Source organism: Streptomyces sp. CRN 30 (assembly GCF_034105845.1).
Window position 1 is genome coordinate 16,788 of record NZ_JAVRHI010000153.1, and the last position, 16,050, is coordinate 32,837.

Here is a 16,050-nt window from a genome sequence, read left to right on the forward strand (position 1 = left end):
CCTACGGTGGCGGTCACGGTGCGGGACACCGCACCGCCCGAGCCCTCGGCGACCCGGCGGATCGGGCCCGACGCCGCACCGGAGCACACCCATGAAGATCCATCTCACCAGCGTCTTCGTCGACGACCAGAGCCGGGCCCTCGGCTTCTACACCGAACGGCTGGGCTTCGTCACCAAGCACGACATCCCGATGGGCGGCGACCGCTGGCTGACGGTGGTCTCGCCGGAGGATCCCGACGGCCCCGAACTGCTGCTGGAGCCCTCCGGACACCCCGCGGTGCGCCCGTACCGGACGGCCCTGGTCCAGGACGGCATCCCGGCGGCCTCCTTCGCCGTGGACGACGTGCGCGCGGAGTTCGAGCGGCTGCGCGGACTGGGGGTGCGCTTCACCCAGGAGCCGCAGGAGATGGGTCCGGTCACCACCGCCGTGCTGGACGACACCTGCGGCAACCTGATCCAGATCATGCACACCGCGTGAGACTCATCCGGCGGGCGCCGCGGCCCTGACCGCCGCCGCGGTGGCCGCGGGGTCGTAGCCCTCCGGTACCCCCTCGACCAGGACGATGTCCGACGGGATGTGCCGGGTGCGCAGCGGCGCGCTCTCCCGGTAGGCGGGCGAGTCCCACCAGGCGCGGGCCCGCTCGGCCGAGGGAAGGCGATCATCACGACCGCCCCGGGCCAACTGCCCTCCAGCGTCTCGCCGTCTCCCGTTCCTCCGCCCCGGACGCCCTGACCGTACGCAGGGCACCCAGGGCCCGTTCGAAGACCGCGCCCATGGCGCCCACCGCGGCCCGGCTCCGCGCGGTGGCCCGCGCGATCCGCGGCATCGTCACCGCCGGCACCAGGCAGGTGAGCGCGGTGACACCGGCGGTCACACCCGGCAGCGCGGGGTCGAGCAGGGCCGTCAGTACCGCCGCCCCGGCCGGGGTGACGACGGCGGTGGCGCCGGTGACCAGCGACCGGGCGATGATCTGCCGCAGCAGCGTCGTGTCCGAGGAGACCCGGGCGAGCAGATCACCGGGTTCCACGCGGTCGAGTTCGGCGAACCTCAGCCGCGGTACCCGGCCGGTGATCCGCCGCCGCGCGTCCCGCACCACGGACTCCGCGGCGTGGGCGAGGACGTACTGCCCGGCCGCCCGGAGACCGGTACCGAGTACGACCAGGAGCGAGAGCGCCGTGAGGGCACCGGTCACGGGCCGCCGGTCGCCGAGACCCTCGACCAGTTCCTCGGCCGCGAACGGCTGTGCCGGCAGGGCCGCCGTACCGGCGAGGCCGAGCAGCCCGCCGCAGCCGATCGGAGGCACCTGGCCACGGGCGTACCCCAGGAGGGCCCGGCCGGTCGCGCGCGGCGACAGGGCGGCGGTGACGGGGGCCGGCGGGGCGCCGGGGGAGCGGGCGCGCACGCCGCCGGGCCTCAGCGGCCGGCCGGGGCTCGGGCCCCGTCGACCCGGCGTCGTACGGCGGGCAGTACCTGGGTCACGAACCGCTCCAGGTGGTCCAGCACCTCCGGGGTCTCCTCCGCCGCCTCCACCTGGCACATCACGCGGGTGCAGCCGGAGACCGCGATGTGGTGCACGAGCCGCTCCACACAGGTGTCCGCCGGACCGACCGGATGGGTGGCGAGGATGCGGTCGGCCAGGGCCCGCACACGTCCCTCGGTGACGGGCGGCGGCACGGGCAGGGCGGGGTCGGCGAGGGGGCCGCGCCGCTGGCCCAGCGCGAGGATGAACCGGGCCCGGTCCCGCATCAGCCGCCCGGCCCGTTCGGCGGACCCGGTCACCCGGGCGAACACGGCGAACGCGTGCCCCCGTACGGGCTGCCGCCGGCCGCGGTCGCGGGTCCGCCGGGAGTGCAGCGCCACCAGCCGCGCCTTCGCCTCCGCGTCCTTCTCGAAGAACAGCAGCAGCGGGAGCCCGCGGTCGGCGGCCAGCTCGATCGACGCGGGGGAGCCGGCCGCCACGTACACCGGCGGGTGGGGCACGGTGTACGCGGTGGGCGTGGTCCGCAGCGAGGGCGGGAACGGCGCCGTCAGACCCGTGGTCACCTCGCCCCGCAACGCGGCGAGCAGCCGGTCAAGGGGCGGGGCGAGCCCCGCCCGCCAGGTACCGGCGCCGCCGCCCAGCACCTCGTACTCGACACCCGGGAGGCCGCGCCCCACCCCGAGGACGAACCGGCCGCCGGTCAGCCGGTCGAGCAGCAGTGTCTGTTCGGCCGTGTGCACGGGCGGGTGCAGCGGCAGCACGGTCACCGCCGTGCCGACGTGGACGCGTTCCGTCCGCCCCAGCAGGTAGGCCGCGAGGACCATCGCCGAGGGGTTCGCCACGGTGTCGACGAAGTGGTGCTCCGTCAGCCACACGTCGTCCAGGCCGAGCGCCTCCGCGCGCCGCGCGATCTCCACGGTCCTCAGGAGCACGTCACCGTGGGTCTGGCCCGGGTACCGGTCGGTGCTCAGCAGCACGCCGAACCGGATCTCCTGACGGTGCGTCACCTGTTCCTCCGGGGCTCGGCGGGCCGGTGGCCAGCCTAGGAACCGGCCGGTCCCGGGTGCCCGAGCGGGACGTCCCGGTGTGGTCCCGACTCCGTCCCGGTCCGTGGACAGCGGGCGGAGCCGCCCAGAAGACTGACGTGTCATGGACAAGGCGCGGCGCGGTGGCGGTGGCGCCGCGGAGGCCGCGCCGTCAGGATCCGGCGGGCCGCGGCGCCACCCGCGGGCGCGGCCAGGGCATGCCGTGCAGGCGCTCGATGTCGGAGTTGAAGCGCCGCAGGTAGCCGGCGAAGGCGTCGATGTCCTCCTCCGGCCAGTCGGCCAGGATGCGGTCCAGGCTGGCCACGAGGCCGCTGTGCTCCTCGTCCAGCCGCCGCTCGCCCTCCTCGGTGATGCGGAACTTGCGGGCCACGCCGCCCTCGGGGTCGGGGATGCGCTCGACGAGACCGGCGCGCATGGCGGCCGCCGTCTGCCGGTTGAGCGTGGAGGCGTCGAGCCCGAAGGCGTCGCCGAGCTGCCCGATCGACATCGGGCCCTGCATCCGGATGCGGCTCAGCATGATGTAGGCGCTGCGGTCCAGGACGCTGTCGTGCCGGCGCCCTTTGCCCTTGTGCAGATGCATATAGCGGCTCAGCAGCATCTGCTCGAACTCGACCCGCTCCGTAGCCCTGTCCGCCCTGTTCACGTGCCCTCTTTCCGCGCTGCGACCCCGTGCGACCCTCTCGCCTTCCATCATATGCAACCCGCACATCATGTGCTAGATACACAGTCTATGTATGATGCATAAGGCGCCTCGGTGGAGGCGCCGCACTCATCGATGTTCCCTAGGAGCTCCCCATGGACGGCCCTCAGTCGACCGCCCGTTCGGGCGGTGTCGTCGCGACACTCGCCCTGGCCGGCACCGTCGCCGCGGTCATGCAGACGCTGGTGACCCCGCTGATCGCGGAGATGCCGCAGATCCTCGACACCAGCGCCTCGAACGCGGCCTGGGTGGTCACCGTCACCCTGCTCGTCGCCGGGGTGTGCGTGCCGGTCTCCGGCCGGCTCGGCGACCTCATAGGCAAGCGGCGGATGCTGCTCATCTGCGCCGTGCCACTGGTGATCGGCTCCGTGGTGTGCGCGCTCTCCTCGTCCGTCGTGCCGATGATCGTCGGCCGCGGTCTGCAGGGCATGGGCATGGGCATGGTGCCGCTCGGCATCGCACTGCTGCGGGACGTCGTCCCGGCGGAGAAGCTCAGCGGCTCCATCGCCCTCGTCAGCGCCTCCATGGGCATCGGCGGCGCCATCGGCCTGCCGCTCGCCGCGGCCGTCGCCCAGTACGCCGACTGGCGCGTGCTGTTCTGGGGTTCGGCCGGCCTCGCCCTGCTGATCGGCCTGCTGATCTTCTTCGTCGTCCCGGACGTCCCGGCGGGCGCCAAGGGGCAGCGCTTCGACGCCCCCGGCGCCGTCGGGCTCGCCATCGGCCTGGTCTCCCTGCTCCTCGCCATCTCCAAGGGCGGCGACTGGGGCTGGGGTTCGGCCACCACCCTCGGCCTGTTCGCCGTGGCGGTCGTCGCGCTCGTCACGTGGGGCTTCTACGAGCTGCGCACCCGTGACCCGCTGGTCGACCTGCGCACCACCGCCCGCCCCCGGGTGCTGCTGACCAACGCCTCCTCGATCCTCATCGGCGTCGGCATGTACGCCTTCATGCTGATCGCGCCGCAGCTGCTGCAGTTCCCCGAGGCCACCGGCTACGGCCTCGGCCAGTCGATGCTGGCGGCCGGCCTGTACCTGGCGCCCGGCGGCATCATGATGATGATCATCTCCCCGCTCGGCGGCAAGCTCATCAACGCCCGCGGCCCCAAGTTCGCCCTGGTCCTCGGCGCGCTGGTGATAGCCGTCGGCTACGGCGTCGCCCTGCCGCTGATGGGCACCGCCTGGGGCCTGATGATCGCCGGTATCGTGATCAACAGCGGTGTCGCCCTCGCCTACGGGGCCATGCCCGCCCTCATCATGAGCGCGGTCCCGCTCTCCGAGACGGCGGCGGCCAACGGCTTCAACGCCCTGATGCGCTCGCTCGGCACCACCATCGGCTCGGCCGTCATCGGCGTCGTCCTGGCGCAGATGACCGTCACCATGGGCGGCTACACGCTCGCCTCCGAGGACGGCTTCCGCACCGGTCTGCTGATCGGCAGCGGCGTCGCGCTCGTCTCCGCCGCGGTGGCCTGCCTGATCCCCGCCCTGCGCACGGACCCCGGCGCGGCCGCGAGCGAGGGCGCTCCGGCGGAGAAGGCACAGAGCCGCGCCTGACGACCGGATCGGTGCCGGCGCCCGGTCGACCTGATCGGGTGCCGGCGCCCGGTCCGCACCGGGCGCCGGCACCCGCGGCGAGCAAGATCCCGCCAATTTAAGTCATGTGCTTGATTTGCTTCACGTGACCGTGTTTCGCTGCTGCGGACGCTTCTCCCCCCACCTCCAGGAAGCCCCCATGAAGATCACTGTCGATGAAGAGAAGTGCTGCGGCGCCGGTCAGTGCGTACTGATCGCCCCCGAGGTCTTCGACCAGCGCGACGAGGACGGCATCGTCGTCCTGCTGGACGCCGAGCCGCCCGCGGTCCACCACGACGCGGCCCGCGAGTCCGCCGGCGTCTGCCCGGCCGCCGCCATCCACCTGGACGAGGACGCGTGAACCCTCCCGGCCACATACTCGTCGCCGGCGCCTCGGCCGCCGGACTCGGCACCGCCGAGGCGCTGCGCCGCAAGGGCTACGAGGGCCGCCTCACCCTCGTCGGCGAGGAACCCGAACCGCCCTACGACCGGCCGCCGCTGTCCAAGCAGGTGCTCTCCGGCGCGTGGGAGCCCGACCGGGCGCGACTGCGCACGGCGGAGGCGCTGGACGCGCTCGACGCCACGTTCCTGCTGGGTGACCCCGCCGTCGCCCTGGACGTCGCCGCGCGCGGCGTCCGCACCGCCTCCGGCCGGACGGTGACGGCCGACGCGGTGGTCGTGGCCACCGGCGCCGCACCCCGCCGGCTGCCGGGCCAGGACGGGCTGCGCGGCGTCCACGTCGTCCGCACCGTCGGCGACGCGATGGCCCTGCGCGCCGCGCTGACCGGCGCCCGGCGGGCCGTCGTGATCGGCGACGGGGTGCTCGGCGCGGAGACCGCCGCGACCGCCCGCCTCATGGGACCGGACGTCGTCCTGGCCGGCCCGCAGCCCGCGCCGATGACCGCGCAGCTCGGCCCGCTCGCCGCCGGACGGCTCGCCGCGCTCCACACCCGCCACGGCGTGCGCCTGCGCACCGGCGTCCTGCTGGACGCCCTGCTCTCCCGCGACGGCGAGGTCACGGGCGTGCGGCTCAGCGACGGCGAGGAACACCCGGCCGACGTGGTCGTGGCCGCCGTCGGCTGCGCGCCGGGTACGGCATGGCTCGCCGGCAGCGGCCTCACGCTGGACGACGGCGTCGTCTGCGACGCGTACTGCCGCGCCGCGGAGGGGATCTGGGCCGTCGGTGACGTGGCCCGCTGGCACCACCTCGGTCTCGGCCGGACGCTGCGGCTGGAGAACCGCACCAACGCCGGCGAACAGGCTCTGGCCGTCGCCGGGAACATCCTCGGCGACGAGCGGCCCTACCTGCCGGTGCCCTACTTCTGGACCGACCAGTACGACGTCAAGATCCAGGTGTACGGGCTGCCGTCGGCCGACGCCCGCGCCGAGGCCGTCGAGGGCGACCCCGCCGAAGGGCGCTTCGTGGTCCGGTACGACGGAGCACGCGGACCGGTCGGCGTCCTCGGCTGGGGGATGCCCCGGCAGACGCGGCTCCACCGGGCGAGCCTCGTCGACCACTACACGCGTCCGCTGGAGCCGACCGCGACCTGAACGGGGCGCTGCCGCCCGGAGCCCTGCCGCAACCGGCCGACCCGCCCCGGGACCGGCGGAGCGTCGGCCCCGGGACCGGCGGAGCGCCACCACCCTCGTGGCGGGCCCCGCCTTACTGACGCCCACCCCCTCGACCGACCCGCCCCCACACCGGAAGAGACCCCCATGACGACCACCCCCGGCACCGCCCACCCCGTCGCGGACGTGCCCGAGTTCCCGGCGCCGCGCTCCTCCGCCTGCCCCTTCGACCCGTCGCCCGGGATGCGGGCGCTGAGCGATCACGGGCCCGTCACCCGCGTACGGTCCTGGGGCGGCAGCACCCCCTGGGCCGTCACCGGGCACGCCGAGCAGAAGGCCCTGCTGTCCGACCCCCGCCTCAGCGTCGACTTCTCCCTCCCCGGGTTCCCCAGCCCCGTCGACCCCCGGCACAGCCACGCGGGCGGCTCGCCCGACCTCAGCTTCGTCGGCATGGACGACCCCGAGCACGCCCGGCTGCGCCGCATGATCAGCGGCACCTTCACCATCAAACGGGTCGAGGCGATGCGCCCCGCCGTCCAGCGGATGACCGACACCTTCATCGACGCGATGCTGGCCGGGCCCCGGCCCGCCGACCTCGTCCAGGACCTGGCGCTGCCGCTGCCGTCGCTGGTCATCTCCGAACTCCTCGGCGTCCCCTACGACGACCACGCGTTCTTCCAGACCAACAGCAAGACCCTCGTCTCCGCCCTGGCGACCGGCGAGGAGCGCCACGCCGCGCACACCGCGCTCTCCTCGTACCTCGACGACCTGCTGGGCCAGAAGACCGCCGCACCCGGCGACGACCTGCTCTCCTCGCTCGGACAGCGCGTCGCGGCCGGTGAGCTGAGCCGCCGGGAGGCCGCCACCATGGGCGTCCTGCTGCTGCTCGGCGGTCACGAGACCACCGCCAACATGATCAGTCTGGGTACGCTGCTGCTGCTCCAGCACCCGGAGCAGCTCGCCGCCGTCCGCGACACCGACGACCCGCGTGTCGTCGCCGACGCCGTCGAGGAACTCCTGCGCTACCTCAGCATCGTCCACCTCGGGCGGCGCCGTACCGCGGTCGAGGACATCGAGATCGCCGGAGTCACCATCGCCGCCGGTGAGGGCGTCATCCTCCTCGGCGAGCTGGCCAACCGAGACCCCCTCGTCTTCGAGGAGCCCGACCGGCTCGACATCACCCGCAACGCCCGCCGCCACCAGGCGTTCGGCGTCGGCACCCACCACTGCGTCGGCCAGCCGCTGGCCCGGCTCGAACTCCAGGTGCTCTACCCGACCCTCTTCCGCCGCGTCCCCACCCTCCGCGCGGCGGTCCCCCTGGAGGACGTGCGCTTCAAACACGACGCGGTGATATACGGGTTGCACGCCCTGCCCGTCACCTGGTGAGAGGCGGGGGGACGGGTCCCCCGCGAGGCGGCCGGCGCCGGCTCTCCGGGACGGACGGGTAGTTCACCGACGCCCCGTACCGGGCATCCACTCCAGGACCTCCGGCCTCCGCCCCACCACCGAGGAGACCCGCAGATGATCCGCACCGGCCAGCAGTACCTCGACTCCCTCTCTCCCGACCGGCAGATCTGGATCGACGGCGCACGCGTGCGGGACGTCACCGTGCACCCGCAGTTCGCGCCCGTCGTCGCGCTGCGCGCCCGTATCCACGACCTCGCGCACGAGGCCGCCACCCGGGACGTCATGACGTACACCGACCCGGAGACGGGCGAGCGCCACGCCGTCGCGAACAAACCACCGGTCGGCCCGCAGGACTGGCACGACAAGGGGGCCGCCGTCGACGCCGTCCTCGACGCGGCGCGCGGTGTCGTCACCCGCGTCGGGGACGAGACGGTCGGCGAGATGTGGTCGCTGCTCGACTGCCTCGGCCGGCTGGACGACCTGGACCCGCGGTTCACCGACAACATCCGGCGCCACCTCGCCCGTACCGTCACCGACGACCTGTTCCACGTCTCGGCCAACACCGACGTCAAGGGCGACCGTTCCAAACGCCCGCAGGACCAGGACCCCGACCTGGTGCTGCGCGTGGTCCGCGAGACGGACAGCGGCGTCGTCGTGCGCGGCGCCAAGTACGAGACGGCCGCCGCCTACGCCGACCAGGCGTTCACCAAGCCGACCGTCGCCGACTGGGGCGGCGCCGAACGCTCCGACCACGCCGTGGGGTTCGTCGTCGACATGAACGCCCCGGGGCTGAAGTTCATCTGCCGCACCGGGTTCGCGGGCCGCGCCGCGGCCGAGGACTACCCGCTCTCCCACCGCGTGGACGAGATCGACACCCTGGTCGTCTTCGACGACGTGCACATTCCCTGGGAGGACGTCCTCTACTACCGGCACACCGAGGCCGCCGACCTCGTCCGCTCCACCCTGCACCGCTACTCGGCGCTGCCCTTCACCTACCGCAACCTGCGCCTGGCGGACCTCATGATCGGCGCCGCGCTCTGGAACGTGAAACAGACCGGACTCGAACACCGGCCGGCGGTGCAGGAGAAACTCGCCCGACTGGCCTGCTACCGCGAGGGCATCCACGCCCACCTCACCGCCGCGATCGCGCTGGGCACCGAGTCACCCGGCGGCCTGTTCATGCCGCAACAGTCGCTGCTGTACAGCGGGCGGGTGCTGGCCGGTGCCCAACTGCCGCAGATGATGCACCTCGCGCGTGAGCTGTGCGGCGGGCAGATCTGCCTCACCCCGGACGCGGCGGCCTTCGACGACCCCGACATCGGCGGTTGGCTGGACAAGTACTACACGGTCAACGACAGCTGGGTGGCCGACGACCGGCGCAAGCTGCTGGCGTTCGCCCGCGACCTGCTCAACTCCGACCACGCCGGGCACCGGCTCACCTTCCAGCTCTTCGCCCAGTCACCGCCCTTCGCGCAACTCGGCGCCGTCTACCGCAGCTTCGACTGGGACGGCCCGCTGGACCTGGTCCGTGACGCGGCCGGACTCTCCGACCGCGTCCTCGGGGAGAAGAGGGAGTGACCCGGCTCGGTCAGCCGCTCCACACCGACCAGGGCGCCGCCCCGTAGACGGCGATCAGCACACCCAGCACCACGAGATCCGCGACGCCCAGCGCCAGGCCGAGCCGGGCCCGGAAGCGGCGCGGGGTGCCGCGGCGGAGCGCGATGACGGCCAGGACGATGGCCATCGGGCCGAGGACCACGTTGAGGACGAGGAGGCCGACCAGCCCGAGGACGAAGGACGCGACCGCCATGCCCTCGGTGTCCCGGCGGCCCGTCGCACGGGCGGGAGGCGCGGTGAGCCGCATGTCAGGCCCTCCCCGCGGACGAACGGCGCCTGCGCTCCCGGGCCGTGAAGACCAGGAGCCAGACGAGGACGACCGCGCCGAGGACGACGGTGACGGGCCAGGGCAGATAGGCGGCCGCTCCCAGGAGGGTGCCGAGCAGCAGCAGGGCGATGACCAAGAAGAGCATGCCGACGGGGGTACCCGCCTGCGCCGTCTTCACGCGGCCGGGCCGCCGGGGTGCGACAGACCCCGGCGGCCCGGCGGTACGCGTCCGCCGCTACGCGGAGGGGACGACCGTCAGGTCGTCGAACTCCGAGGCGGTGTAGGAGCCGAGGCCCAGACCGACCTGCCCGTGGTCGTACGTGGTGTCGGTGACCCGGGCCACCACGGAGCCGTCGATCCGGGCCGTGACCGTGTCACCGGAGAAGCCGAGCGACAGCCGGTGCCAGGTCCCGGCCCCGGCACGGGCGCCGTCCAGGGTGCCGCTCGCCAGGACCCGGGTGGATTTGTCCGGGGCGAGCACCCGCACCGCCCAGGCCCCGTCGTCCGCCAGGTCCAGGTAGTAGCCCTGCCAGGCGTTGACGCGTCCGGTGCCGACGTTGTTGAGCTGGTTCACCACCCGTCCGAGGAGCGACGCCGTGCCGGAGCTGTCGAGGCGCGTCTTCGCGGACACGGTGTAGTCGGTCCACCTCAGGTCCCCGGCGAGGGTGAGCGGACTCGCCACCCGCGACCACTTCTCCGGCTCGGTCGTCACGACCTGCCGCAGACACGTGCCGCTGCCCCGGCTGCCCGCCGCCGCACCGTGCCCGGGGGAGCAGCGGGCCGCCTCGAACGCGCCCTCCATGTCGGAGAGGTACCGGGGCGTGTCCGTCGCCCGGTAGGACTCGAAGCCCTCGCGGTAGGGGAGCGCCATGGTGCGGGAGGCGGGCGCCTTCGCCGCTGCCTCGCCCTTGCCGCCCGCCACGGTCGTCAGGGTGGTGACGGTGCCCGGCTCCAGGGTCACCCGGTGACCGCCCGCCGCGTCCGCGCGGACGTCGGCGCCGCGCACGAACCAGTCGGCGGGGTCGGCCGACTCCAGCGTGGTCGACCAGCGGTGCAGCGCGCCGCCCGGCAGCCCGCCGCCGGGGGTGACGTCGACGGTCTGCGGGGCGGTCGCGCCGGTCGTCTCGAACACCGTCGTGTACTGCGGACGCTTCCCCGGGGAGCGCAGGGTGACGTACGTGCCGCCGCCGTCGAGGTAGCCGCTCGCGGAGTCGATGTACCGCCAGCCCGGCCGGGTGAACTGCGCGGTCTGCGCGACGGTCCACAGGGTCGGGCCCAGCTCGTAGTCACCGCTCCACGGCTCGTTGGACCGCAGCAGACCGCTGCCCTGCATCTGCACGGTCGGGTACCAGGCGTACACGGCCGGCCAGTTGACGAAGGCGGTGATGCGGGAGTCCACGTACTCGTGGTTCATCTCCGCCGCGAGCCGGGTGGCGCCGGTCAGGTAGTTGTTCCAGCCCGACTCGCTGGCGAACAGCGGCTTGTCCAGGTCGAGGGCCTCCTGCGAGCTGGAACAGTGCACGGCGGAACACGGGTAGTGGATGCCGACGACATCGGTGGCCGCGTCGAAGGCGGCGTCCTCCTTCATGTCGGTGGCCACGTCCCACCCGGCGTTGTCGGCGGCCACCACCTTGACGTCGCCGTACCCGTGCGCGACGAGGGCCCGCTTCAGGTCGCCGTACCAGGCGGCGTCCCAGCCCTTCTCGTTCCAGCCGCCCAGGTAGTCGATGTCCAGGCCGTGCCGCTCGGCGCAGCCCAGCCACTCCATCAGGTAGGCAACGTTGTCGGCGGACCAGAAGCCGCCCTCGAACCAGCCGGGCGCTCCCCAGGCGAGGCCGTAGAAGTCGATCGCCGGATTGCGCTTCTTCGCCTCCTCCATGAGCCACCACTCGTAGCCCCGGTCGCAGTCGACCTTGTCCGGGGTGCGCATGTGGCTCGGCTCGGCGCCGTTGCTGGAGTTGGTGTCCGCGCCGATCTCCACCTTCAGCAGGTGCAGCGACGCGCCGTAGCCCGGTTCGAAGAGGTAGTCGAGGATCTGCCGGCGCTGCGGTTCGGGGTAGTCGACGAGCAGGCGTGACGTGCCGCCGCCACCGCTGATGGCACCGACGCCGTCGAAGACGCGCCCGGTGCCGGCGCCGTCCACGGCGATGCGCTGGACGCCGGTGGCGGTACCGGCGTGCGCGGCGGACGGCACGACGGCGGCGAGACAGGACAGCAGCAGGGCGCACAGGGCCCGCGCGACGCGGCTCACAGCTCGACCCCGGTGTGGCCGGCCGGTACCTTCCGGCCGCGTGACCGGCCGTTCGGGAGGAACACCTCGATGCGTGCCGGTCCGTCGGCGTGGACGTCGAAGGAGGCACCCGAGTCGCGGAGCACGAAACCGCGGACCGCGACGCGCGCGCCGGTCGCCCGGAACACGGTCCGCCCGTCGCGCACGAGCGTGGTCCGGCGCGGCCCCGCGGAGACGCTGTAGGTGTGCCCGCGCAGGACAACGTTGTCGACGGTGTTGGCGCCGGGCAGCGACAGCGAGCCGAACAGGAGCGCCGCGGGGTCGCCGTCCCACGGGTTGTCGGAGAGCAGCTCGTGCAGGCCCTGCACGGCCATCGCGTTGGACCAGGAGTAGGTGCGCCAGGCCGTGTCGACGGCGGAGGACATGATCCGCTGCCCCGGCTCGGGGTCGAAGGACTCCGGGAACCAGCCCTCGCTGTCCCAGGCGTGCAGGTACATGGCGGTGCTGCGGGCGGCGAACGCACCGGCGGCCTCGTCGAACCCGTACCGCTTGACACCGTCGTACACGGTGAAGTTCATCGGCGGCCACGCCGCGCCCTTCCACTGCTCGGGCGCCGAACCGTCGCCGTACCGCTCGAAGAACCTGAAGTGCTCCGACTCGGGGTGGACGGTACCGCCGGTGCAGTAGGACGGGTCGTTGCGGGCGACGCTCGGGATGACGTACTCGCCCCAGAACTCGTCCTCGTTCAGCAGGTGTTCCTCCACCAGGATCCGGGCGCGCTCGCGGGTGGCGAGGCCCGCGAAGAGCGGGTAGAAGACGGTCGGGGTGACCGTCTCGTTCCAGGTGCCGTCCAGGTAGCGGCTCAGGTACAGGCCCTTCTCCGCGTGCCACAGGCGGGCGTTGAGCAGCCGCTTCACCGTCGCGTGCTGCGCCGCGAACCGCTCCGCGTCCGCGCGGCGGCCCAGCACCCGGGCCATCTTCGCGAGGATCTCGGAGAGCAGCGCGTAGTACGAGTTGAGCGCCACGTCGGTCAGATCGGTGTTGTCCCGGGCGTCACCGCTGCCGCCCTGCTTGGCGATCCGGTGGTAGTCGGCGTACACGGGGCTGTCGTCCAGGCCCAGGTGGTTGCCCCGGCCGCCGACCCGGTCGCCGAAGTAGGGCGTCTCCAGCAGGCCGTCCCTGTCGGTGTCCCACTCGGGCAGCAGGTCGTGGAAGGTGACCAGCGCCGGGTACGCCCGCTCGAGGACCGTGCGGTCGCCGAGCTTGGTGTACAGCCGCCACACCGCGTACGCGTGCATGGGACCGGCGTTCTGCTGGTCGTAGCGCGGCCCCGTCAGCTCCACCTGGTTGGGCGGCGCGGGGGCCTCGAAGACGTCCGTCTCGTGCTGGACGGCGAGCGGGTGGCTGACCAGCGCGGCCTCGACGCAGTCGAAGGCGGAGTCCCAGCCGGTGAACAGCCCGCCCCCGCCGCCCCAGCCCCACATGACGAAGTTGCGGTGGCGGTCCTTGTCGTAGTTGGTGTTGAGGGACAGCGCGTCGCGTACGGCGTCCGCCGCCCGGCCGACCGGCCCGGTCCCGGTGAGGCCGCGCTCGCGTACCCGTGCCCCGGCGGCGGCGAGCAGCCGCTCGACGTCGTGCGCCTCCGGGGTGCCGTCGTGCGGCGGTTCGTCGGAGACGCGGGCGGCGAACGTGAGCGTCTGGTTCCTGCCGAGCCGGTAGACGAGCCCGGCGACCGCGTCGCCGGGTGTGCCGGTGCCGCCCGTCACGGCGGCGGTCAGGTCGGCCACCGAGGCCCAGCAGCCGGCGCTGTCGGCGGGTTCGGTGGGGGAGAGGCGGACCCGACCGGTGCGGCCGGTGTCGACCAGCCCGGCCGCGCTGCCGGTCGCGTCCTGGCCGTCGAGCGCGAAGGCGGCCTTCTCGCCCCAGGGCGTGCCGAGTTCGAGGACGACGGTGGTGTCGTCGTCGAGCGCGGTGACGGCCCCCACCAGCCCGGCGCCGTCGGCCGTGCGGGCGTAGCGGACGCGTATCGTGCGTTTCTGCTCCTGTGCCTGCGCGTACTTCTGCTCCAGCTGTGGCAGCTTCGCGGTGGCGTCGGCGACGGCGCTCTGCGACCACCGGTCCGGGTGCGCGATCACCTCGCGCAGGGCGTCCAGGTGCGCGGGCATGACGGTGCGGTCGTCGGTGCTGACCCGCACCTCCTTGTACGCGCCGTCCGGTGTCATGGGGCCGATGCGCCAGAGGTGGTTGGTCATCTTCTCCCGGACCAGCTTGCCCTGACCGGTGAGCAGGCCGACGCGGAGCGCGAACCGGGACTCGCCCTCCCCGACGAACAGGGCGCCGGTCCAGTCCTGTTCCCGGACGCCCGGCATGGCGAACGGGCGTCTGTGGGTGGGGTAGGGGAGGGCCGCCTCCTGGGGTCCGGACCGGTCGGCGGCTGCGGCTGCGGCGCCGTTCGCGGCGGGGGCGGCGGTGGCGGTGCCCGGGGTGAGGGCGAGCGCCTGGCCCGCGACGCCGGTCGCGCCGACGGCGGCGATGAAGTGGCGTCTGGGCATACGGGGGTGCGTCACGTGGTGGTGCCCTTCTTCACGAGTTCACGAAACGGTGCGGGTCGTCGTGCGTGTGCGGGCGCGGTGACCACCGAGAGCACGGGTTCGAGATTTCGAACCACAATCGGTATGTCGGTCACCGGTCAGATGCGAGTATGGACGACCCCACCGGGCTGTCAAGGCTTGTGGATCAACCAGGAGCCGATCGCGACGCCGTCGCTCAGGCCCGGACCAGCCGCCCCAGCGCCAGGCGGGCCAGGGGCGCGTACGCCGCGAGGACCGGTGCCGGGCCCCGCAGCCGCAGCCGGGTCTCCGTACCGGTCCCCGTTCCCGCCTCCGCGCCGGTCCTCCCGCCGTCGGTGTGCGGCAGGACGTCATGGGTCAGCCGCATCCGCAGCGGCCCGCACCGCACCCGCCACGTCCAGGAGCGGCGCTCCTCGTCGACGGAGTCGATGACGAAACGCGCGCGGACACCGAGCGGGCCGCGGACCGTGCCCCGCGCTCCCGGCGCGATCCGGTCGCCCGGCGTCTCCACACCGAGGATGTACGGGGACCAGCCGGGCCAGAGGCCGAAGCGCAGGTAGCGGCACCACGCCGTGTCGGGAGAGGCCGGGCCGATCGCCCGCAGGTTCAGCTCCGCCGCCATCAGGCGTTCCAGGCCGGTCATGTCCTTCAGGATCGCCGCGCCGCCCCCGGGCCGCACCTCGGGACGGCCCCACCGACCGCACCGGCGCGGCCGTCACCACCCCGCGGCGGCGGCCACGACGTGCCGTACCTGCCGGACACCGCGCACGACACGCCTACCTTGGGCGGCGCCGCCCGTCTCCCCGGTCCGCCGCGATCGCCCCGGGCACCCGCAGCAGCGCGTCGAAGCCGTCGGCGGGCAGGTGCAGATCGACGTACGGCAACGCGGCGGCCAGCGCCGCCGTACGCGGCGCGAACCCCGGGGCGGCGGCCCGCGGATTGAGCCAGACCACCCGGTGCGCACGGCGCCGCAGCCGGGCCATGACCGCGGCGAGCCGCTCCGGTGGGTCCGCGTCCCAGCCGTCCGAGCAGACGAGGACCACCGCGCCCCGCACGGCGCCCCCGTGGTGCGAGGCGAGCAGCTCACCCAGGCAGTGGGCGATGCGGGTACCGCCGAACCGGTCGCCGACCCGCCGCGTCGCCGCGTCCACGGCAGCCTGGGCCGAACGGTCCGCCAGCACCGGCGTGAGCCGGGTCAGGGACGTGGCGAACGCGAACACCTCGGTGTCCGCCGCCCGGAGCGCGAACGCCCGCGCCAGGTGCAGGAGAGCCACCGCGTGCGGCTGCATGGAACGGCTCACGTCGCACACGAGGACCACCCGGCGCGGACGGCGCACGGGCGCGGTACGCACCAGCCGCACCGGTTCCCAGCCGGTGCGGCGCGCCCGGCGCACGGTCTCCCGCAGCGCGACCCGCGCCCCGCCCGGCCGCACCGCGAACCTCCGGGTCCGGCGGGCAGGCCACTGGCGCGACGCGTCCTCCAGCCGGCGGCCGAGCAGCGCGGCCTCCCGCGCGCCGAGCCCGCCGAACGGCGTGTCCACCGGCCCCGCGCGGGTGCTCGGCAGCCGCAGCGGCACGGTGAGCGTGGCGTCGTCGG

General features: G+C 73.8%; 15 protein-coding genes and 1 pseudogene. 6 read left to right on the forward strand and 10 right to left on the reverse strand.

Features of this window, described 5'->3' with window-relative positions:
- The first annotated feature begins 91 nt into the window (after window positions 1–91).
- Window positions 92–478 carry a VOC family protein gene (locus tag UW392_RS14515; RefSeq protein ID WP_320775386.1) on the forward strand — a complete coding sequence of 129 codons (387 nt, stop codon included), beginning with the start codon at window positions 92–94 and terminating at the stop codon, window positions 476–478.
- A gap of 3 nt (window positions 479–481) precedes the next feature.
- Here the strand turns inward: UW392_RS14515 and UW392_RS14520 are convergent.
- The 4 genes and pseudogenes from UW392_RS14520 to UW392_RS14535 all read right to left on the reverse strand — a co-directional run.
- A pseudogene (locus tag UW392_RS14520) lies at window positions 482–699 on the reverse strand (DUF1330 domain-containing protein); the annotation flags it as partial.
- On the reverse strand, window positions 663–1,403 hold the full coding sequence (locus UW392_RS14525; RefSeq protein ID WP_320775387.1) for an ABC transporter transmembrane domain-containing protein: 741 nt from the start codon (window positions 1,401–1,403) through the stop codon (window positions 663–665). The pseudogene UW392_RS14520 and the gene UW392_RS14525, both read right to left, overlap by 37 nt.
- A gap of 11 nt (window positions 1,404–1,414) precedes the next feature.
- Window positions 1,415–2,488 (reverse strand): LLM class flavin-dependent oxidoreductase, encoded by a 1,074-nt coding sequence (locus UW392_RS14530; RefSeq protein WP_320775388.1) that lies wholly within the window; start codon window positions 2,486–2,488, stop codon window positions 1,415–1,417.
- Window positions 2,489–2,678: 190 nt separating this feature from the next.
- On the reverse strand, window positions 2,679–3,125 hold the full coding sequence (locus UW392_RS14535; protein WP_320775400.1) for a MarR family winged helix-turn-helix transcriptional regulator: 447 nt from the start codon (window positions 3,123–3,125) through the stop codon (window positions 2,679–2,681).
- 197 nt (window positions 3,126–3,322) lie between these two features.
- Here UW392_RS14535 and UW392_RS14540 point away from each other — a divergent pair, with 197 nt between their 5' ends.
- The 5 genes from UW392_RS14540 to UW392_RS14560 all read left to right on the forward strand — a co-directional run bounded on the left by UW392_RS14540 (window position 3,323) and on the right by UW392_RS14560 (window position 9,346).
- Entirely contained in the window at window positions 3,323–4,774 is a 1,452-nt protein-coding gene (locus UW392_RS14540; RefSeq protein ID WP_320775389.1) for an MFS transporter, read from the forward strand.
- A gap of 178 nt (window positions 4,775–4,952) precedes the next feature.
- A complete protein-coding gene (locus UW392_RS14545; RefSeq protein WP_320775390.1) occupies window positions 4,953–5,153 on the forward strand; it encodes a ferredoxin in 201 nt (66 codons plus the stop codon).
- Window positions 5,150–6,343 carry an NAD(P)/FAD-dependent oxidoreductase gene (locus UW392_RS14550; protein ID WP_320775391.1) on the forward strand — a complete coding sequence of 398 codons (1,194 nt, stop codon included), beginning with the start codon at window positions 5,150–5,152 and terminating at the stop codon, window positions 6,341–6,343. The genes UW392_RS14545 and UW392_RS14550 overlap by 4 nt, the downstream gene beginning before the upstream one ends.
- A 165-nt stretch (window positions 6,344–6,508) precedes the next feature.
- Window positions 6,509–7,747: a cytochrome P450 gene (locus UW392_RS14555; protein WP_320775392.1), complete on the forward strand. Its 1,239-nt coding sequence runs from the start codon at window positions 6,509–6,511 to the stop codon at window positions 7,745–7,747.
- A gap of 135 nt (window positions 7,748–7,882) precedes the next feature.
- On the forward strand, window positions 7,883–9,346 hold the full coding sequence (locus UW392_RS14560; RefSeq protein ID WP_320775393.1) for a 4-hydroxyphenylacetate 3-hydroxylase family protein: 1,464 nt from the start codon (window positions 7,883–7,885) through the stop codon (window positions 9,344–9,346).
- A 10-nt stretch (window positions 9,347–9,356) separates the two neighbouring features.
- On the opposite strand, the gene UW392_RS14565 is transcribed toward UW392_RS14560, so the two are convergent.
- The 6 genes from UW392_RS14565 to UW392_RS14590 form a co-directional block, all read right to left on the reverse strand.
- Window positions 9,357–9,632 carry a DUF4190 domain-containing protein gene (locus tag UW392_RS14565; RefSeq protein WP_320775394.1) on the reverse strand — a complete coding sequence of 92 codons (276 nt, stop codon included), beginning with the start codon at window positions 9,630–9,632 and terminating at the stop codon, window positions 9,357–9,359.
- Window position 9,633: 1 nt separating this feature from the next.
- The gene (locus tag UW392_RS14570; protein ID WP_320775395.1) at window positions 9,634–9,798 is read right to left on the reverse strand and encodes a hypothetical protein; all 165 of its coding nucleotides are present in this window, start codon (window positions 9,796–9,798) and stop codon (window positions 9,634–9,636) included.
- A gap of 90 nt (window positions 9,799–9,888) precedes the next feature.
- Complete coding sequence (locus tag UW392_RS14575; protein WP_320775396.1) at window positions 9,889–11,904, reverse strand: galactosylceramidase; 2,016 nt, start codon at window positions 11,902–11,904, stop codon at window positions 9,889–9,891.
- Complete coding sequence (locus UW392_RS14580) at window positions 11,901–14,435, reverse strand: MGH1-like glycoside hydrolase domain-containing protein (RefSeq protein WP_320775397.1); 2,535 nt, start codon at window positions 14,433–14,435, stop codon at window positions 11,901–11,903. The genes UW392_RS14575 and UW392_RS14580 overlap by 4 nt, the downstream gene beginning before the upstream one ends.
- A gap of 214 nt (window positions 14,436–14,649) precedes the next feature.
- A complete protein-coding gene (locus UW392_RS14585; protein WP_320775398.1) occupies window positions 14,650–15,096 on the reverse strand; it encodes an SRPBCC family protein in 447 nt (148 codons plus the stop codon).
- Between the two features lie 133 nt (window positions 15,097–15,229).
- A partial coding sequence (locus UW392_RS14590; RefSeq protein ID WP_320775399.1) for a VWA domain-containing protein occupies window positions 15,230–16,050 on the reverse strand: 821 nt, incomplete at its 5' end.

What these genes read in the sequence shown, in the direction of transcription:
- UW392_RS14515 (WP_320775386.1), top strand. Translation starts at nt 92, where the DNA reads ATGAAGATCCATCTCACCAGCGTCTTCGTCGACGACCAGAGCCGGGCC.
- UW392_RS14585 (WP_320775398.1), bottom strand. Translation starts at nt 15,096, where the DNA reads ATGACCGGCCTGGAACGCCTGATGGCGGCGGAGCTGAACCTGCGGGCG.
- UW392_RS14545 (WP_320775390.1), top strand. Translation starts at nt 4,953, where the DNA reads ATGAAGATCACTGTCGATGAAGAGAAGTGCTGCGGCGCCGGTCAGTGC.
- UW392_RS14555 (WP_320775392.1), top strand. Translation starts at nt 6,509, where the DNA reads ATGACGACCACCCCCGGCACCGCCCACCCCGTCGCGGACGTGCCCGAG.
- UW392_RS14570 (WP_320775395.1), bottom strand. Translation starts at nt 9,798, where the DNA reads ATGCTCTTCTTGGTCATCGCCCTGCTGCTGCTCGGCACCCTCCTGGGA.
- UW392_RS14580 (WP_320775397.1), bottom strand. Translation starts at nt 14,435, where the DNA reads ATGCCCAGACGCCACTTCATCGCCGCCGTCGGCGCGACCGGCGTCGCG.
- UW392_RS14540 (WP_320775389.1), top strand. Translation starts at nt 3,323, where the DNA reads ATGGACGGCCCTCAGTCGACCGCCCGTTCGGGCGGTGTCGTCGCGACA.
- UW392_RS14560 (WP_320775393.1), top strand. Translation starts at nt 7,883, where the DNA reads ATGATCCGCACCGGCCAGCAGTACCTCGACTCCCTCTCTCCCGACCGG.
- UW392_RS14565 (WP_320775394.1), bottom strand. Translation starts at nt 9,632, where the DNA reads ATGCGGCTCACCGCGCCTCCCGCCCGTGCGACGGGCCGCCGGGACACC.
- UW392_RS14535 (WP_320775400.1), bottom strand. Translation starts at nt 3,125, where the DNA reads ATGCTGCTGAGCCGCTATATGCATCTGCACAAGGGCAAAGGGCGCCGG.